Here is a 17,448-nt window from a genome sequence, read left to right as displayed (position 1 = left end):
ACTCTAATCAAAGGCGCTTCGACCGAACGCGCGCGGGTGGCAGGGATGGTCCGCGAACCCACCGGTTGCGCGGACGAGCTGGTTGGCCGCGCGATCATCGCAACGGCGTGGTTTCGTTGACGTGGGCCGGCGGCAGCTTCATCTCGCCGCACGAGCAGCCGAGGCGGTCGAGCAGTCCGCTGAGCTTGACGGCATCCGCATCGGACAGTTTCGAACCGACATATTTCTCGATTGCGGCCGAATAGGCGCCCCACATCCGCTTCTGCAGCTCGCGGCCGGCTTCCGTGATCTCCACGAACTGGCCGCGCTTGTCGATCTTGCATTCGCGCCGCGAGGCAAGACCTTCATCGACCAGACGGTCGATCAACCGCGACGTCGAATATTGCGGGATCAGCATCTGCCGTTCGAGTTCGACCGGCCGGAGCTCGCCCGAGGGCGCCCGCGACAGTTCGAGCAGCGCGTCGTACCAGGCCAGCGGCGGGAATCCCGCCTTCTTCAGGTCCTGCTCGACGCAATCGAGCACACGGCTCTGCACCCGCATCAGGCGGATCCAGGCGGCAGTTGCCTCGGTCGATGGTTTGCGTTTCATGGTCCCGCTCAAGCTCGTCGCCCGTCTCTTACCCCATTCGATGCAGCTGCATCAATCTTGACTATTTCAAGCAGATGCATGTAGTCGTTCTTTCGCCCGAACCAAGCATCAAGAGGAGGAAATTCCATGAAGCTGTACTATTCGCCCGGTGCCTGCTCGCTGTCCCCCCACATCGCGCTTCTGGAAGCCGGCCTGCCCTATGAGTTGGTCAAGGTCGATATCAGGGCCAAGAAGCTCGAAAATGGTGAGGATTATCTGAAGCTGAACCCCAAGGGCCAGGTCCCTGCGCTGGGCCTCGACAGCGGAGAGATCGTGACCGAAGGCCCGGTCATTGTCCAGATGATCGCCGATCAGGCCTCGGCCAAGGCGCTGGCGCCGGCCCGCGACAGTTCGGAGCGCTACAAGCTCCTGGAGTGGCTCAATTTCCTCACCTCGGAGGTGCACAAGAGCTTTGGTCCCCTGTTCGCCCCGGCCCTGAACGACGAGGCCAAGGCGTTCTTCAAGGACCGGGTCATGGGCAAGCTGAAATACATCGACAGTCAGCTCGCCGGCCGCGACTACCTCATGGGCAAGCAGTTCACGGTGGCCGACGGCTATCTCTTCACGATGCTGACCTGGGCTGACCGGATGAAGTTCGACTTCTCGGCGATGCCTGATCTCGCCGCCTACAAGGCCCGCGTCGCGGCACGGCCGCAGGTGCAGGAGGCGTTGAAGAAGGAAGGGCTGATCCAGGCGGCCTGAGCCAGGGCAACAATGTCTGCCAAGGGCCGGGTCCATGATCCGGCCCTTTTTCTTGCCCCAGGTTGTTGCCTCGCGACGGCGCCAACGGATGCCGCCGGATCATCGTACCTGCGCGTTATGATACTTATGAACTACTGTTCGTCAAAAGTAAGTGGTGCAGTCTTGTCACTGCTCGCAAAGCGGGCGAGCTTGTCAGAATTGATTGAAAATTATTTGCACTCTCATTGGAGTTGAGCTTGACGATTGCCTTCGTCCTGATCGTTGCGAGCGCATTGGTGGGGATGGCGACAGGTTATTTTTTCAGGATCTGGGCGCTGGTGGTGATTTCCCCGTTGATCGCGATCTTTTCCGCAGGCGTCCTCAAATATAACGAGTACGGCCTGGTCGTCGGCGTGACCATCATTGCCGCCTGCCTTGCCGTCTGTCAGCTCGCCTATCTGGCCATGACTTATCTGCTGTATGGGCAGGACGTCTCAGCTCATGACGAGATCAACGGCGAGCCACGCGAGCAGGGCGAGCGCAAGATCCGCGGCCAGAACGACTAACGCCAGCATTGCCCAAAACACCGGCCCCTTGCGGCGCAAACGCGCAGGCTTCTGCATCGGCAGCGGGCATGTTCGTGCGGAGGCAACCGCGTACTTCCCGGCGAGATCGCGACTGAGCGCGGTCTTCCGCAGGACCAAAGAGTTCATCAAACGCACTTTCTTATTTCGTCTTCAACCCGCCGATGGATCGGCAAGTGTCCCATCAAGGCTCGCAGTCCAAGTCGATTCATTCCGTGAGCAAAAGTAATGCCAAGGCCGAGCAAAAGAACGGCGCCGCTTTGACGCGCATATGACAATTGCGCGACATCGCGACGCCTTTAACTCTGGCACGGTCTCTACGCGAATTCTGTGACGGGTTCCACAAAGCGGAAATGATCCTGACGCAACCGTGATGGGACCGCCTGGAAGGACAAAAGGCCGGATCGATGATCCGGCCTTTGTTGCATCAATATTTGTTGCCTCAATATTTCGGAGGCGGAGCCCGGATGCCGCTGCGGGACATCCGGGCCAAGGTTGCGACTCAGGCCGCAGCCTTCTTCGGCGCGAAGCGGCCGTAGAAAGTTTCGCCCTTCGCCGCCATCTCCTCGAGAAGCTTCGGCGGCGTGAAGCGTGAGCCGTATTTGGCCTCGAGCTTGTGGCAAAGCTCGACGAATGTCTTCGCGCCCATGAAGTCGATGTAGGACAGCGTGCCGCCGGTGAACGGCGCGAAGCCGAAGCCGAGGATGGAGCCGACATCGGCCTCGCGCGGATCGGTGATGACGTGGCCCTCGACCGTGCGCGCGGCTTCCACCGCCTGCACCACCAGGAAGCGCTGCTTCAGCTCCTCGACATCGAGCGTGTCGGGGTCGAGCTGCTTCGGCTGCAGCGCCGAGAGGCCCGGCCACAGGCTCTTCTGGCCCTTGCCCTTCTCGGGATAGTCGTAGAAGCCCTTGCTGTTCTTGCGGCCGAGGCGGCCCTGCTTCTCGACCAGCTCCACCATCAGCTTCTTCTGATCGGGGTTGATGGCGTTCGGGCCGAGGTCGGCTTCGGTGGCCTTCATGATCTTGAGGCCGAGGTCGAGCGCGACTTCGTCCGACAGCGAGAGCGGGCCGACCGGCATGCCGGCCATCTTGGCGCAGTTCTCGATCATCGCCGGCGGCACGCCTTCGAGGAACATCTCGTTGCCTTCGGCGACGTAGCGGCCGACGCAGCGATTGGCGAAGAAGCCGCGGCTGTCGTTGACGACGATCGGCGTCTTGCCGATCTGCCGGACGTAATCAAGCGCCGTGGCGAGCGCGACCTCGCCGGTGTTCTTGCCCTTGATGATCTCGACCAGCATCATCTTCTCGACCGGCGAGAAGAAGTGGATGCCGACGAACTTGCCCTGGTCCTTGAAGCTCTCGGCCAGCGAGGTGATCGGCAGGGTCGAGGTGTTCGAGGCGAAGACCACGTCCGGCTTCATGTGCTCCTGCGCCTTGGCGAAGGTGTCTGCCTTGACCTTGCGGTCCTCGAACACGGCCTCGATGACGAGGTCGACGTCCTTCAAGGCGGCATAGTCGGCGGTGGGCGTGATGCGCGCGAGCAGGGCTTCCGCGTCGCCAGGCTTGGCACGGCCCTTCTTGATCTGCTCCTCGATCACCTTCTGCGCATGCGCCTTGCCCTTGTCGGCGCTCTCCTGGTCGCGGTCGATCAGGACGACGTCGAGGCCGGCGCGGGCCGAGACGTAGCCGACGCTCGCGCCCATGAAGCCGGCGCCGATCACGGCGATCTTCTTCACCTTGGTCGGCGGCACATCCTTCGGACGGCGCGCGCCCTTGTTCAGCTCCTGCATCGACAGGAACAGGCTGCGGATCATCGCGGCCGCTTCCTTCGAGCGCAGCACCGAGGTGAAATAGCGCGACTCCACGCGCAACGCAGCGTCGATCGGCAACTGCAGGCCTTCATAGACGCAGCTCATGATCGCGCGCGCGGCCGGGTAATTGTCGTAGGTCTCGCGGCGATAGATGGCGTTGCCGGCCGGAAACATCATCATGCCGGCCTTGGAGAACACCGGACCGCCCGGCAGCTTGAAGCCCTTCTCGTCCCAGGGCGCGATGGCCTTGCCGCCGCCCTTGATCCAGTCTTTCGCCGCCTTGACGAGATCGGCAGCCGGAACGATGGCGTGAATCAAATTCAGCGCCTTGGCTTTCTCGACCGTGACCGGATCGCCCTTGAGCAGGATCGTCATGGCGTCCTGCGGCGGCACCAGGCGCGGCACGCGCTGCGTGCCGCCGGCGCCGGGGAACAGGCCGACCTTGACCTCGGGCAGGCCGAGCCGCGTCTTGGGATTCTCCGACGCCACGCGATAGTGGCAGCACAGCGTGATCTCGAAGCCGCCGCCGAGCGCGAGGCCGTTGATCGCGGCGGCCCACGGCTTGCCGGAGGTCTCGATCGAGCGCAGCACCTGCGAGAAGCGGCGGCTCTGGTCGAACAGCATCTGGTTCGCCGCGGTCTCGCCCTGCTCCTTGAACACCTTTGCGTAGGCCTGGTTCATGCCTTCGAGCATGGACAGGTCGGCGCCGGCGCAGAACGCCTCCTTGGCCGAGGTGATGACGACGCCCTTCGCCGCGGCGTCGGCCGTGGTCGCCTTGACGATCGCGTCGAGCTCGCTGGTCGAGGTCTCGTCGAGCACGTTCATCGAACGGCCCGGGATGTCCCAGGTGACGAGCGCGATGCCGTCGGCATCGGTCTCGACCTTGAAGTTGTTGTAAGCCATGTTGGTTGCTCCCTACCCTTAAACGCGCTCGATGATGGTGGCGGTGCCCATGCCGCCGCCGATGCACAGCGTCACCAGTGCGGTCGCCTTGTTGGTGCGCTCGAGCTCGTCGAGCACGGTGCCCAAAATCATCGCGCCGGTGGCGCCGAGCGGATGGCCGAGCGCGATGGCGCCGCCATTGACGTTGATCTTGGCGTTGTCGATGTCGAAGGCCTGGATGTAGCGCAGCACGACGGAGGCGAAGGCCTCGTTGAGCTCGAACAGGTCGATGTCCGACTTCTTCATGCCGGAGCGCGCGAACAGCTTTTCGGTGACGTCGACCGGGCCGGTCAGCATCATTGCGGGCTCCGAGCCGACGTTCGCAAAGGCGCGGATTTTCGCGCGCGGCTTCAGGCCGTATTTCGCGCCCGCCTCCTTGCTGCCGAGCAGCACGGCGCCGGCGCCGTCGACGATGCCCGACGAATTGCCGGCGTGGTGCACGTAATTGACGCGCTCGATCTCCGGATGCGACTGCACCGCGACGCCGTCGAAGCCGCCCATCTGCGCCATCATGGTGAAAGACGGCTGCAGCTGCGCCAGCGACTGCATCGTCGTGGTGGGACGCATGTGCTCGTCCCTGGCGAGGATGGTGAGGCCGTTGATGTCCTTCACAGGGACGATCGACTTGTCGAAGCGGCCTTCGTCCCAGGACTTCGCCGCGCGCTGCTGGCTCTGCACCGCATAGGCATCGACGTCGTCACGCGAGAAGCCGTATTTGGTGGCGATCAGATCAGCGGAGACCCCCTGCGGCATGAAGTAAGCCGGCACGGCCATCGAGGGATCCATCGGCCATGCGCCGCCGGAGGCGCCGATGCCGACGCGGCTCATCGATTCGGCGCCGCCGCCGATCACCAGATCATGCTGGCCGCTCATCACTTGCGCGGCGGCGAAGTTCACGGCGTCGAGGCCGGAGGCGCAGAAGCGGCTGATCTGCACGCCGGGCACGGCTTCGCCGAGGCCTGCCTTGAGCGCGGCAAAGCGCGCGATGTCGCTGCCGGCTTCACCGACCGGGTCGACCACGCCGAGGATGACGTCGTCGACGGAATCCTCAGGCAAATTGTTGCGGTCCTTGAGCGCCTTCAGCGGCACCGTGGCGAGCGCGAGCGCCGTGACTTCGTGCAGCGAACCGTCAGCCTTGCCGCGGCCGCGGGGGGTGCGGACGTGATCATAGATATAGGCATCTGCCATGGGAGCCTCCTGATTGCAGTTATGTTGGTGGCGACCGCGGCGCGGTCGCAATCATTGGTGAAGCGGGAAGCCTCAGAACGCTTCCGCCGGCAATTCCATGATGGTGGCGCAGCCGGCCTGGATGCGCGCAAGATTGGCGGCGGTCTCCGGCAGCATCCGCTCCATGAAGAAGCGCCCGGTGACGAGCTTGGTGGAGAGATAGGGCGTCGCCCCGCTCTCGGCAATCTTGGCATTCGTCACCTTCGCCATCTTCGCCCACATGTAGCCGAGCGCGACGAAGCCGAACAAATGCAGGTAATCGGTTGCGGCGGCGCCGGCATTGTCCGGCTTTGCCATCGCGTTCTGCATCAGCCAGGTGGTGGCCTGCTGGAGATGGCCGAGCGAGGCCGAGAGCGGGGTGATGAAGGGTTTCATCGCCTCGTCGCCGCCGTTCTCCTTGGCGAAGGCCATGACCTCGCCGAAGAAGGCCATGATGGCGCGGCCGCCGTCGCGCGGCAGCTTGCGGCCGACGAGGTCCAGCGCCTGGATGCCGTTGGCGCCTTCGTAGATCATCGCGATGCGGGCATCGCGCACGAACTGCTCCATGCCGTGCTCGGCGATGTAGCCGTGGCCGCCATACATCTGCTGCGCCTGCACCGCGTTGGCGAAGCCGTAATCGGTGAGGAAGCCCTTCAGCACCGGGGTCATCAGGCCCATGTGATCGTCGGCGGCCTGGCGGTCCTTGGGATCCTCGGAGCGATGGGCGACGTCGCTCTTCAGCGCGGTCCACATCACGAAGGCGCGCGCGGCCTCGTTGAAGGCGCGGATCGACAGCAGCGTGCGGCGCACGTCGGGATGCACGATGATCGGATCGGCCGCCTTGTCCGGCGCCTTGACGCCGGTGAGCGAGCGGCCCTGGATGCGCTCGCGGGCATAGGCGACCGCGTTCTGATAGGCCACCTCGGACTGCGCGAGGCCCTGCACGGCGACGCCGAGCCTGGCCTCGTTCATCATCACGAACATGCCCTGCATGCCCTTGTTCTCTTCGCCGATCAGCCAGCCGGTGGCGCTGTCGTAGTTCATCACGCAGGTGGAGTTGCCGTGGATGCCCATCTTGTGCTCGATCGAGCCGCAGACCACGCCGTTGCGGGCGCCGACCGAACCGTCGGCATTGACCAGGAATTTCGGCACCACGAACAGCGACACGCCCTTGATGCCGGCCGGCGCGCCCTCGATACGGGCGAGCACGAGGTGGATGATGTTGGGGGCGAGGTCATGCTCGCCGGCCGAGATGAAGATCTTGGTGCCCGTGATCTTGTAGCTGCCGTCGGCCTGGGGCACCGCCTTGGTGCGGAGCATGCCGAGATCGGTGCCGCAATGCGGCTCGGTCAGGTTCATGGTCCCGGTCCACTCGCCCGCCACCATCTTCGGCACGTAGGTCTGCTTCTGCTCCCGCGAGCCGTGCACGATCAGCGCGGCGGTCGCGCCCATGGTGAGGCCGCCATACATCGAGAACGCCATGTTGGCGGAGATCTGGAATTCGTTGACCGCCTGGCTCAGCGTCACCGGCAGCCCCTGCCCTCCGAACTCGGTCGGAGCCGACAGACCGAGCCAGCCGCCCTCGGCGACCTGCTTGAACGCGTCCTTGAATCCCTTCGGCGTGGTGACGCTGCCGTCGTCAGCGCGCTTGCAGCCTTCGAGATCGCCCACACGATTCAGCGGCTGGAGCACTTCCTCGGCAAGCTTGGCCGCTTCGCCCAGGATCGCCTCGCGCACGTCGCTCGACGCATCGGAGAAGCCGGCCAGATTGTCGTAGCGGTCGATCTGGAAGACGTCGTTGAGCAGGAAGTTCACGTCTTCGACGGGGGCTTTATAGATCGGCATGGTGGTCTCCCGGCATAACCTTGAAGTAGTTGGGCCTCGAAGTGGTTTCTACGATTGGGCGGCAAGCTGCTCCGCCATCAGGCGATGCAGCATGTTGATCGCCTTGAGCGGACGCACCATCACCTTGAAATGCGTGATGCGTCCCTCGGCATCGAAGGTGATGATGTCGACACCGTTGATCTCGATGCCGTCGATCATGGTCTTGAACTCGAGCACGGCGCCGCTGGTGCTCTTCCATTCCCCGACATAGGTGAAGCCGGGACCGCCGAGCACCTTCTCGGCGCTGGCGAGATATTTGAAGGTGATGTCGCGGCCTCGCTGCGGCGAATGCACGACGGGGCTTTCGAAGACGGCGTCGGGATGCAGCAGGTCCCACAACGCGGCGCGGTCGTGGGACTTCATGTACCCGTACCAGGAGTCGAGGCCGGTCATTGTCAGGGTGCCTCCCTAAAGGGCCTTGGCAAAAAACGCGAAAACAACCCCATGCACAGTAGCGCGAAGTCTGATTCCGTTGAGGTTGTTGGGGCGGTGCTGGCCCTCTTTCCGGGGCTACTCATATGCACATTGACGCATATGCGCCGATGCGCATAAAGTCAAGCTGGTTGGTTAATTGTCGATGAAGAGAGGCCGATGCCATGGCGCTGGGCGACGCGATCCTCGCATGCCTGACGGAACGGCCGATGACGGGCTACGAGCTCGCCAAGACGTTCGACTCCTCGATCGGCTTCTTCTGGAAGGCCGACCACCAGCAGATCTACCGCGAGCTCTCCAAGCTGCGCGACCGCGGCTACATCCAGGGTCGCGAGGTCGTGCAATCGGGCAAACCCAATAAATTGATCTATACGCTGACTCCCGAGGGCCGAACAGCGCTGCGGCACTGGGCCGCGCGGCCAAGCACCCCGCCGTCGATCAAGGACGACCTCCTGGTGCGGCTGCATGCGCTCGACAGCATCGAGATCGAACCCATGCGGACCGATTTGATGGCCCGGCTGGAGCACCATCGCGACCGGCACGACAATTACGAGCGGATTCTCAAGAAACGTTTTCCGGAAGGGACGGCGTCGGGCGTGCTCGACCTCGGCAATCTGCTCCTGCTTCAGCTCGGCGCCCGGCATGAGCAGCTGGTCGCCGATTTTTGCGAAGAGGCTCTCGAGGCGTTGTCGGCGATGAGCGGCAAGGGCACCGTGGTGCCGCTCGACGACGGCAAGCGCGAGGGGAAGGGCTGAGGGCAGTCCCGATCGCCTCGGCGATGCCGCGACGCTCCCTCTCCCGCAAGCGGGAGAGGTGTCCGACCCCGGATGACGCCCCCCGGGTTCCCGCCGCCCAACTTTAAGACACCGTCAACCGGTTCCTTAACCCGTTATTTACCGTAACAGACAAAAGTCGGTTTTCGAGGCAGACGACCCGCGCCAAATCCGATTGTCTTGCAACCGGCACGCGAGGGGAGACTGGAGGCGCCGGATGGGGCGCCGGAGTCGGAACCGGACAGAGTCATGAATTCGCGCGTATCGTGGAGTGCTGACGGCATCGATCCATCCGTCCGGGAGCGGGCCGAAGCCGCTGCGCGTCGTGCCGGCATGTCACTCAACGATTGGCTGAACTCCACGCTCGGCGAGACTGCCCCGCCGAACTTTCGCGGACCTCACGACCAGCGTCCGCAACCTCCGAACGTTCCGAGCCAGGCCGCGAGTCAGGAAAGCCGCGAAGTCGCCGACATCCACCAGCGGCTCGACGCGATCACCCAGCAGATCGAACGGATTTCAAAGCCCGCGCCGCGCCAGGAGGTCTCGCGCGAGCAGGGCGTGGCACGCCAGCTCAACGACGCAATCTCGCGGCTCGACGCGCGGCTGTCGCAGATCTCGAAGCCGCCGCAGTCTCAACCGCAGCAGCCCCAGGCCCCGCGCACCGCTCCAATCGACGCGCGCCAGCGCCAGGCCGACGCGGTCGAGCGCGCGGCAGCGCAGGTCTATCGCAATTCACCGCCCCTGAGCCCCGCTTCCTTCGACGTTGCGGTCGCCGAGATCACGGCACGGCAGAGCGAGCTCGACGGCTTTGCACCGCGGCAGATGCCGCCGCGCGCCGCGCCGTCGATCGCACCCGCGGCGGCTCCTTTCGTGCCCCCGATGGCACCGCCCGCGCCTGCCTACGCGCCGCCGCCACCGCAGCCGGGGCCGGATTTCTCCGCGCTCGAGCGCCATCTGCTCAAGATCACGAGCCAGATCGAGTCGCTGCAGCGCCCTGACAATACCGAGCAGGCGATCAACGCCTTCCGCAGCGAGCTTGCGGAGATCCGCCACGCCATCACCGAGGCGATGCCGCGCCGTGCGATCGAATCGATCGAGAACGAGATTCGCTCGCTGCACCGGCGCATCGACGAGACCCGCTCCAACGGCACCGACGGTCAGGTCCTGTCCGGCATCGAGCACGCGCTGTCCGACATCAAGCAGGTGCTGCGCACGCTGACGCCGGCCGAGCAGCTCACCGGCTATGACGAGGCGATCCGCAATCTCGGCGCCAAGCTCGATCTGATCCTGCGCGCCAATGACGATCCGTCGACAGTACGCCAGCTCGAAGGCGCGATCTCGGCGCTGCGCAGCATCGTGTCCAACGTCGCCTCCAACGAAGCGCTGGCTCGGCTCTCGGAAGACGTACAGCTGTTGTCGTCCAAGGTCGACCAGGTCACCCGTTCGTCCGGCAACGGCGACAGTTTTGCCGTGCTGGAGCAGCGCATCGCGGCGCTCACCGCCGCTCTGGAAACGCGCGAGCGGCCTCAGCCATCCGAGAGCACCGAGCATCTGGAAGGCGCGATCCGTGCGCTGTCGGACCGTTTCGACCGCATGCAGGTCGGCAACGATTCCGCATCGACGTTCGCGCATCTCGAACAGCGGGTGTCGTATCTGCTGGAGCGGATCGAGGCCGCCTCCGATCCGCGCAACGGCAATCTCAGCCGCGTCGAGGACGGGCTGCATGACATCCTGCGGCACCTGGAACGCCAGCAGGCGACCTATTCCGCGCTGGCCGAGAGCCGCAACTCCACCCCGCCTTCCGATTCCGGCGTGGTGGATATCGTCAAGCGCGAGCTCTCCGACATCCGCTTCAGCCAGGCCGAGACCAACCGCACCACCCAGGACTCGCTCGAAGCCGTTCACAACGCACTCGGCCACGTCGTCGACCGCCTCTCGATGATCGAGGGCGATCTGCGCGCGGTGCGCACGGCGCCGTCAGCCCCTGCGCCGCAGCCGATGCCCATGCCGATGGCCGCTCCCATGGCCGCTTCCTTGGCCGCTCCCTTGGAGCCCGCGCCGATGGCGCTCGAGCCGCGGCAGCAAGCGCAGCAGCAGCCGAAATACGATCCGAAGCCCGAGCTGCCGAACCCCGCTGCCGCGCAACACGCACCCCCGGGCGCCTTCGTCGCTGCGCCGCGCGAATTCCACGCCGCTGCCGCCCCCGCGGCGCCGCCGCCGATGCCGATGGCGCCGCAAGCCGCGCCGCCTCTGCCGCCGCGCGCGATCAGCGAGATCCTGGAGCCGCATACGGCGCCCGCACGCGCCGTGCTCGCGCCCGAATTGCCGCCGGATCATCCGCTCGAACCGGGCACACGGCCGGGCGCACGCGTCGCCACGCCGTCGGAGCGGATTGCCGCCTCCGAGAGCGCGATCAGCGAAATTCCCGCCGCGCCGAAGGAGCCGGTGTCCTCATCGAGCTTCATCGCAGCCGCGCGCCGCGCGGCGCAGGCCGCCGCCGCGCAGCCGCCCGAGAAGCCGGCCCGCGGCGCCAAGGCCGCAATCGCCCGCGCCAAGGACAAGGGCCAGGAAGGCGGCTCGACCATCACCTCGAAGATCCGCTCGCTGCTGGTCGGCGCGAGCGTGGTCGTGATCGTGCTCGGCACCTTCAAGATGGCGATGAATCTGCTCGACGGCGGCAGCGCGCCGCCGGCACCGCAGGCGATGGAGAATTCCTCGCCCGCGCCGCAGGCACCGCCGCCGGTCGAGACAAAGCCGTCGGCGCCTGAGCAGATCACACCGTCGATGACCTCACCGACGCCGATCGGAAAGCAATCGCAGAACAACGCCGCGCCGGCCCTGCCCGCGAACGCCGGCAACTCGGCCTCGGTCGAAATTCCGCCGGCGCCTGCCGCAGCCCCGCAGCCTGCCTCCAGCGACGTCACCGGCGCGCTGTCGGGCACGAGCCGCGCGAAACTCGCCATGATCCAGGTGCCGCCGAGCGAAAAACTGCCTGACGCCATCGGCGGCCCGGGCTTGCGCAGCGCTGCGATGAAGGGCGATGCGACCGCGGCCTACGAGATCGGCGTGCGCTTTGCCGAAGGCAAGGGCGTCGCTGCGAATTACGACGAAGCCGCCAAATGGTACGATCGCGCGGCGCAGGCCGGCGTGGTGCCCGCGACCTTCCGGCTCGGTACGCTCTACGAGAAGGGCCTCGGCGTGAAGAAGGACGCCGACATCGCCCGCCGCTACTACGCGCAGGCCGCCGAGCGCGGCAACGCCAAGGCGATGCACAATCTCGCGGTGCTCGACGCCGATGGCGGCGGACGCGGCGCCAATTACAAGAGCGCGGCGCAATGGTTCCGCAAGGCGGCCGATCGCGGCGTCGCCGACAGCCAGTTCAACCTCGGCATCCTCTATGCCCGCGGGATCGGTGTGGAGCAGAACCTCGCCGAATCCTACAAATGGTTCACCCTCGCGGCCGCGCAGGGCGATGCGGATGCGGCGGGCAAGCGCGACGACGTCGCCAAGCGTCTGGACCCGCAATCGCTCGCCGCAGCCAAGCTCGCGATCCAGACCTTCAGCGCCGAGCCGCAGCCGGATGATGCGGTCAATGTTCCGGCCCCGAATGGTGGCTGGGACAGCGCGCCGCAGGCGAACGCAAAACCGGCGGCCAAGCCGGTCGCAACCAAGCGCGCGGCCTCCGCCGCGCATTAAAACCTGATAGCGTCGGATCAAACCAGCGGGCCGCGGGCTCGGTGCACCTCTCCCGCTTGCGGGAGAGGTCGGCGCGTAGCGCCGGGTGAGGGCTTTCTCCTCTTGGGGTTCTCGATTGAGGAGACACCCTCTCCCCAACCCTCCCCCGCAGGCCGGGGAGGGAGCGCACCTTCTCCGTAGCAACCAAGTTTATTCCGCTCGAGCGCTCACCCGCCACATTCACCACGCCCGAAATTCCTGGTCCCTCCCGGCGGCGAATTCCGCTATTGAGGGACGCGGCAATCGTTCTGCCCTCCTGCGAGCATTCCGCGCAATCGATCCGTCTCGCCGGAGCGTGGTCCTTCGATGCAGCTCTATCTCCCCATCGCCGATCTGCCGGTCAACGTCTTCCTGGTGCTGGCGATGGGCGCCGCGGTCGGCTTCGTCTCCGGCATGTTCGGAATCGGCGGCGGCTTCCTGATGACGCCGCTGCTCATCTTCATCGGCATCACGCCGGCGGTCGCGGTCGCCTCCGTCGCGAGCCACATCGCGGCGTCCTCGTTCTCCGGCGCGCTCGCCTATTGGCGGCGACGCGCGATCGATCCCGCGCTGGCGAGCGTGCTATTGTGCGGCGGCGTGACCGGGACGGCGCTCGGGGTGTGGGCCTTCACGCAGCTGCGCGCGCTCGGCCAGCTCGACCTGATGATCGCGCTGTCCTATGTCGTGCTGCTCACCACGGTCGGCAGCGTGATGTTTTCGGAAGGCCTGCGCGCCCTGATGCGGACCCGGCGCGGCGCGGTGCCGCCGCGGCGCACGCACAACTGGATCCACGGCCTGCCGCTGAAGATGCGGTTCAAGCGCTCGAAGATCTACCTGTCCGTGATTCCGGTCGTGATCGTCGGCATCGTGATCGGCTTCATCGGCGCCATCATGGGCATCGGCGGCGGCTTCATCCTGGTGCCGATCATGATCTATCTGCTGCGGGTGCCGACCTCGACGGTGATCGGCACCTCGATGGTGCTGACGCTGGTGACGATGCTGTTCGCCACCTTGCTGCACGCGGTGACCAATCACCTCGTCGACGCCGTGCTGGCGCTGATCCTGATGGTCGGCGGCGTCACCGGCGCGCAGTTCGGCGCCCGCGCCGGCCAGAAGATCCGCGGCGAGCAGCTGCGGCTGCTGCTCGGCCTCCTGATCCTCTCGGTCGGCGTCCGCTTCGCCATCGAGCTGGTGATGCGGCCCGAGGATCTCTTCACCATCCGCGAGATGGGAGTGAGCGGATGATGCGCGCAGCCCTCGCGGTCCTGCTCGTTCTGCTGCTCGGCTCCGCCGCACGCGCCGAGCGGCTGATCGTGTCGGTCTCCAACCATCGCGTCACGGTCACCCCGAACTATTCCGGCGAGGAACTGGTGCTGTTCGGCTCGGTCGAGAAGGACACCGCCACGCCTGCCGGCCGCAAGACCTACGATCTCGTCGTCACCGTGATGGGCCCGCGCGCCGACATGGTGACGCGGCGCAAGGAGCGCGTCTTCGGGATCTGGATCAACACCGACTACCGGCAATTCCTGCAGGTGCCGAGCTATCTCGCGCTGTTCGCCAACCGCTCCTTCGAGGCGATCACCTCGCCCGAAATCGCACGGCGGCAGCAGGTCGGGCTCAACAACGTGCTGCTGACCCAGCGCGTCAGCGGCGATTATGCCGACGTGGTACCGAACGACGCGTTCCGCTCCGGCTTCATCCGCCTGCGGACCCAGCGCGGTCTCTATCGCGAGGATCCGAGCGCGGTGACGTTCCTGACGCCGACATTGTTCCGCACCGGCATTCCGCTGCCGGCGGAGGTGCCGATCGGCACCTATGAGGTCGAGATCAAGCTGTTTGCCGACGGCGCGTTCATCGGCAAGACCGAGACCGCGTTCGAGATCGTCAAGGTCGGTTTCGAGCAGTTCGTCGCCACCACCGCCCGGCAGAACGGGTTGATCTACGGCCTCGTCACCGCCGCCATGGCGCTGATGACGGGATGGATGGCCTCGATCGTGTTCCGGAAGGATTGAGGCATCCTCCGACGGTGTGGCGCGTTCACGGCGCCTCCAGCACCGTCGGCACGCCGGGCTCCAGCAGCCGCAGCCGCGTCCCGAAGCCCAGCAGGTCGAACGTCTTGCGCAGGTCCTCGCCGTTCTGGCGGAAATGCGCCCAGCCCTCGGTATGCACCGGCACGATCGTCGCATCCGGAAAGGCGCGCGCGGTCTCGATGGTGTCGTTGGTGTCCATGGTGAGATGGAACGGCCCGCGCGTTTGCGCGGCGCCCGCGAAGGGAAGCACCACGCCGCATTTGAAGCGGCGCGCCACCTCGGCGACGCCGTCGAACCAGGTGGTGTCGCCGCTGATATAGACCGGGCTGGTGTCTTTCCGGCTCGACGACACCACGAAGCCGATGACGTCGCCCGACAGCGGTTCGATGCCGGCCGGGCCGTGACGCGCGGGCGTCGCGGTGATCGTCAGCGAATTGCCGTCACGATCCTTCAGATGTGCGGTGCCCCAGGGCACGAGGCCCTCGACATGCCCGCCGAGGCGTTTGGCGCCGGCCTCGGTCGTCAGCACGCGCTTCGCCTTGAGCAGATATTCGCGACCTGAATTGTCGAGATTATCGGAGTGCTGGTCGTGGCTGAGCAGGACGGCGTCGATCGGCCCGATCGCATCGGCCTTCATTGCGGGGCCGGTGGTCTTCTCCAGCTTCACATGCGGAAGCTGATAAGCGCCGGGCGCATCGAAGGTCGGATCGGTGAGCAGGCGGAAACCGTCGATCTCGATCAGTGCGGTGGGGCCGCCGATCAGGGTGATGGAAATGGGCATGATGAACTCCTCTTACGCGGCCGGCTTTGTTGCGGGCCGCGTCACCAGATAGATGCCGAGCGCCACTGGAATGATCCCGAGCAGATCGCGGGCCTCGACATGCTCGCCGAGCACGAGGTAGGCGAACAGCATGCCGAGCGGCGGCATCAGGAAATGATAGGCACTGGCGGCGGTGGCGCCACACACTTTCAGGAGATGAAACCAGAGCCAGTAGGCGAGGATCGAGCCGCCGAGCACCAGGAAGGCGAAAGCGCCGATCAGGCTCGGCGTGACATCGATCGCGTGGACGTCGGCGAAGGTGAGCGCGACCGGCGTCAGCACGATGCCGGCAGCGAGATTCTGCACGCCGTTTCCGATCCACAGACTGCCCTTCGGGGCGAGCAGCTTGAACAGAATCGTGCCGGCGACGATCGAGGCAAGCGAGGCCAGCGTGAAGACGATGCCGTGCAGGCTGTCGGTACCGACCGACAGGCGGTGCCAGACGATCAGCGTGACGCCGATGATTCCAAGCAGGAGCCCCCCCGCCTTGCGCCAGGTCATTCCTTCGCCGAGCAACAGCGCGGCGAGCGCCGCGGTGAACACCGGATTGGCCGACACGATCAGGCCGCCGAGGCCGGCGGAGACCGATTGCAGGCCGGTGTAGCCGAGACCTAGATAGAGCGCGTTGTTGGCGATGCCGAGCACGGCGAAGATGGCGGCGTCGCGCCATGACAAGGACCAGTCGCCACGAACCATCGTGGCCCCGAGGATCAGGATGCCGGCGAGCGAGAAGCGCGCGGCGAGCAGGATCAGCGGCGGGCAATGGGTGACGCCGATCTTGCCGGCGACGAAGGCATAGCTCCAGAGCAGGCAGAACAGGCCGATCGCGAGCGGAAGCGTATTGAAGCGGCTGCGGGGAACGGCAATCGAGGGGGCGAGCGACATGGGGGCATTCTCCTGAGCCCTCGATTTAGGGAGGAGGCTTGCCATTTGGAAATTAAATGATTAACTCGCCATCAGTGATTTTTCCAATGGAGGTAGCCATGCTCGACCTCGAGCTCCTGCGGAGCTTCGTCTCGGTGGTCGATGCCGGCGGCTTCACCCGCGCCGGCGAGCGCGTCCACCGCACGCAATCGACCGTGAGCCAGCAGATCAAGCGGCTGGAGGAGGATGTCGGCCAGGTGCTGCTGCATCGCGACGGCAAGGACGTGCGGCCGACCGAAGCCGGCGAGCGACTGCTGTCCTATGCGCGGCGACTGCTCTCGCTCGCCGAGGAAGCGCGCGACGTGCTGCGCCAACCGGGCGGCGAAGGCGCGATCCGGCTCGGCATTCCCGAGGATTTTGCCGCCTATCGTCTCGCCAAGCTGCTGGGCGCGTTTTCGCGCTCGCATCCGGGGCTGCGGCTCGACGTGCGCGCAGACCAGAGCAAGAACCTGTCCCGCGACCTCGAACGCGGCGAACTGGATCTGGCGCTGTTCAAGCGCGGGGCCGGCGAGAAGGGCGCGATCGCGGTGTGGCCGGAGCAGGTGCACTGGGTCACCAGCAAGAGCCATCCGATCGACGTCAACGCCGCGTCGGTGCCGCTGATCGGATTTCCGCTCGGCTGCCTCTATCGCGCCGGCGCCATCCACGCGCTGGAAAGCGCAGGCCGCGCCTGGCACATGGCCTATTCGTCATCGAGCCTCGCCGGCATCCAGGCTGCCGTCGCCGCCGGCATGGGCCTCAGCATCCTGTCGGAAATGTCGATCCAGTCCGACCACCGCGTGCTGACGGCGAAGGACGGCTTTGCGCCGATCAACCGGACCGAGGTGGCGCTGATGGCCTCGCCCGGCGCCAGCCCCGCGACGCTGCGGCTGGCCGACCGGCTCGCGGAGTTTTGCGACAATGTGCAGGCGAAGGCGGCCTAAAGCGCGATGAGATTGAGATGAATCGTCATCGCGCTTCATGTTCTTGTTTGAGCATGATCTTTTCGGAAAACCGCTTCGCACTTTTCCGGATCAT

Annotated in this window: 14 protein-coding genes; 7 read left to right on the top strand and 7 right to left on the bottom strand. The window is 65.6% G+C overall.

Annotation, left to right across the window (positions count from 1 at the left end; translation table 11 throughout):
* Nucleotides 1-94: 94 nt before the first annotated feature.
* Nucleotides 95-589, bottom strand: coding sequence for a MarR family winged helix-turn-helix transcriptional regulator (locus OC450_RS23265; RefSeq protein WP_211381013.1), 495 nt, complete (start codon nucleotides 587-589; stop codon nucleotides 95-97).
* Nucleotides 590-715: 126 nt separating this feature from the next.
* On the opposite strand from OC450_RS23265, the gene gstA reads away from it, so the two are divergent.
* Both gstA and OC450_RS23255 read left to right on the top strand, forming a co-directional pair.
* Entirely contained in the window at nucleotides 716-1,330 is a 615-nt protein-coding gene (gene gstA / locus OC450_RS23260) for a glutathione transferase GstA (protein WP_211381012.1), read from the top strand.
* A 236-nt stretch (nucleotides 1,331-1,566) separates the two neighbouring features.
* Nucleotides 1,567-1,875: a hypothetical protein gene (locus OC450_RS23255; protein ID WP_211381011.1), complete on the top strand. Its 309-nt coding sequence runs from the start codon at nucleotides 1,567-1,569 to the stop codon at nucleotides 1,873-1,875.
* Nucleotides 1,876-2,395: 520 nt separating this feature from the next.
* Here the strand turns inward: OC450_RS23255 and OC450_RS23250 are convergent.
* The 4 genes from OC450_RS23250 to OC450_RS23235 all read right to left on the bottom strand — a co-directional run bounded on the left by OC450_RS23250 (nucleotide 2,396) and on the right by OC450_RS23235 (nucleotide 8,131).
* Nucleotides 2,396-4,609, bottom strand: a complete 2,214-nt coding sequence (locus OC450_RS23250; RefSeq protein ID WP_262048758.1) for an FAD-dependent oxidoreductase — start codon at nucleotides 4,607-4,609, stop codon at nucleotides 2,396-2,398.
* Between the two features lie 18 nt (nucleotides 4,610-4,627).
* Nucleotides 4,628-5,836, bottom strand: a complete 1,209-nt coding sequence (locus tag OC450_RS23245) for an acetyl-CoA C-acetyltransferase (protein ID WP_211381009.1) — start codon at nucleotides 5,834-5,836, stop codon at nucleotides 4,628-4,630.
* A 72-nt stretch (nucleotides 5,837-5,908) separates the two neighbouring features.
* A complete protein-coding gene (locus OC450_RS23240; protein WP_262048757.1) occupies nucleotides 5,909-7,699 on the bottom strand; it encodes an acyl-CoA dehydrogenase C-terminal domain-containing protein in 1,791 nt (596 codons plus the stop codon).
* Nucleotides 7,700-7,747: 48 nt separating this feature from the next.
* Complete coding sequence (locus OC450_RS23235) at nucleotides 7,748-8,131, bottom strand: nuclear transport factor 2 family protein (RefSeq protein WP_211381007.1); 384 nt, start codon at nucleotides 8,129-8,131, stop codon at nucleotides 7,748-7,750.
* A gap of 203 nt (nucleotides 8,132-8,334) precedes the next feature.
* Between OC450_RS23235 and OC450_RS23230 the strand changes: the two genes are divergently transcribed.
* The 4 genes from OC450_RS23230 to OC450_RS23215 all read left to right on the top strand — a co-directional run bounded on the left by OC450_RS23230 (nucleotide 8,335) and on the right by OC450_RS23215 (nucleotide 14,669).
* Complete coding sequence (locus OC450_RS23230) at nucleotides 8,335-8,925, top strand: PadR family transcriptional regulator (RefSeq protein WP_211381006.1); 591 nt, start codon at nucleotides 8,335-8,337, stop codon at nucleotides 8,923-8,925.
* A gap of 267 nt (nucleotides 8,926-9,192) precedes the next feature.
* Complete coding sequence (locus OC450_RS23225) at nucleotides 9,193-12,639, top strand: tetratricopeptide repeat protein (RefSeq protein WP_262048756.1); 3,447 nt, start codon at nucleotides 9,193-9,195, stop codon at nucleotides 12,637-12,639.
* Nucleotides 12,640-12,984: 345 nt separating this feature from the next.
* Complete coding sequence (locus tag OC450_RS23220; protein ID WP_262048755.1) at nucleotides 12,985-13,902, top strand: sulfite exporter TauE/SafE family protein; 918 nt, start codon at nucleotides 12,985-12,987, stop codon at nucleotides 13,900-13,902.
* The gene (locus OC450_RS23215) at nucleotides 13,899-14,669 is read left to right on the top strand and encodes a TIGR02186 family protein (RefSeq protein ID WP_211381003.1); all 771 of its coding nucleotides are present in this window, start codon (nucleotides 13,899-13,901) and stop codon (nucleotides 14,667-14,669) included. The genes OC450_RS23220 and OC450_RS23215 overlap by 4 nt, the downstream gene beginning before the upstream one ends.
* Nucleotides 14,670-14,694: 25 nt before the next feature.
* On the opposite strand, the gene OC450_RS23210 is transcribed toward OC450_RS23215, so the two are convergent.
* Together OC450_RS23210 and OC450_RS23205 are read right to left on the bottom strand one after the other, a co-directional pair.
* On the bottom strand, nucleotides 14,695-15,468 hold the full coding sequence (locus OC450_RS23210; RefSeq protein WP_211381002.1) for an MBL fold metallo-hydrolase: 774 nt from the start codon (nucleotides 15,466-15,468) through the stop codon (nucleotides 14,695-14,697).
* A 12-nt stretch (nucleotides 15,469-15,480) separates the two neighbouring features.
* Nucleotides 15,481-16,392, bottom strand: a complete 912-nt coding sequence (locus OC450_RS23205) for a DMT family transporter (protein WP_262048754.1) — start codon at nucleotides 16,390-16,392, stop codon at nucleotides 15,481-15,483.
* A gap of 98 nt (nucleotides 16,393-16,490) precedes the next feature.
* Between OC450_RS23205 and OC450_RS23200 the strand changes: the two genes are divergently transcribed.
* A complete protein-coding gene (locus tag OC450_RS23200) occupies nucleotides 16,491-17,354 on the top strand; it encodes a LysR family transcriptional regulator (protein WP_211381000.1) in 864 nt (287 codons plus the stop codon).
* The last annotated feature ends 94 nt before the right edge of the window (nucleotides 17,355-17,448 follow it).

The sequence above is a fragment of the Bradyrhizobium sp. Bra78 genome (assembly GCF_024519855.1).
Classification (GTDB): domain Bacteria; phylum Pseudomonadota; class Alphaproteobacteria; order Rhizobiales; family Xanthobacteraceae; genus Bradyrhizobium; species Bradyrhizobium japonicum_G.
The sequence above is the reverse complement of the archived record's forward strand: the minus strand, read 5'-3'. Positions and strand labels throughout refer to the sequence as shown.

Excerpts from the sequence above, each read along its gene's own strand:
- OC450_RS23245 (WP_211381009.1), bottom strand. The coding sequence starts at position 5,836 with ATGGCAGATGCCTATATCTATGATCACGTCCGCACCCCCCGCGGCCGC.
- OC450_RS23235 (WP_211381007.1), bottom strand. The coding sequence starts at position 8,131 with ATGACCGGCCTCGACTCCTGGTACGGGTACATGAAGTCCCACGACCGC.
- OC450_RS23200 (WP_211381000.1), top strand. The coding sequence starts at position 16,491 with ATGCTCGACCTCGAGCTCCTGCGGAGCTTCGTCTCGGTGGTCGATGCC.
- OC450_RS23230 (WP_211381006.1), top strand. The coding sequence starts at position 8,335 with ATGGCGCTGGGCGACGCGATCCTCGCATGCCTGACGGAACGGCCGATG.
- OC450_RS23210 (WP_211381002.1), bottom strand. The coding sequence starts at position 15,468 with ATGCCCATTTCCATCACCCTGATCGGCGGCCCCACCGCACTGATCGAG.
- gstA (WP_211381012.1), top strand. The coding sequence starts at position 716 with ATGAAGCTGTACTATTCGCCCGGTGCCTGCTCGCTGTCCCCCCACATC.
- OC450_RS23225 (WP_262048756.1), top strand. The coding sequence starts at position 9,193 with ATGAATTCGCGCGTATCGTGGAGTGCTGACGGCATCGATCCATCCGTC.
- OC450_RS23250 (WP_262048758.1), bottom strand. The coding sequence starts at position 4,609 with ATGGCTTACAACAACTTCAAGGTCGAGACCGATGCCGACGGCATCGCG.
- OC450_RS23205 (WP_262048754.1), bottom strand. The coding sequence starts at position 16,392 with ATGTCGCTCGCCCCCTCGATTGCCGTTCCCCGCAGCCGCTTCAATACG.
- OC450_RS23215 (WP_211381003.1), top strand. The coding sequence starts at position 13,899 with ATGATGCGCGCAGCCCTCGCGGTCCTGCTCGTTCTGCTGCTCGGCTCC.
- OC450_RS23265 (WP_211381013.1), bottom strand. The coding sequence starts at position 589 with ATGAAACGCAAACCATCGACCGAGGCAACTGCCGCCTGGATCCGCCTG.
- OC450_RS23220 (WP_262048755.1), top strand. The coding sequence starts at position 12,985 with ATGCAGCTCTATCTCCCCATCGCCGATCTGCCGGTCAACGTCTTCCTG.
- OC450_RS23240 (WP_262048757.1), bottom strand. The coding sequence starts at position 7,699 with ATGCCGATCTATAAAGCCCCCGTCGAAGACGTGAACTTCCTGCTCAAC.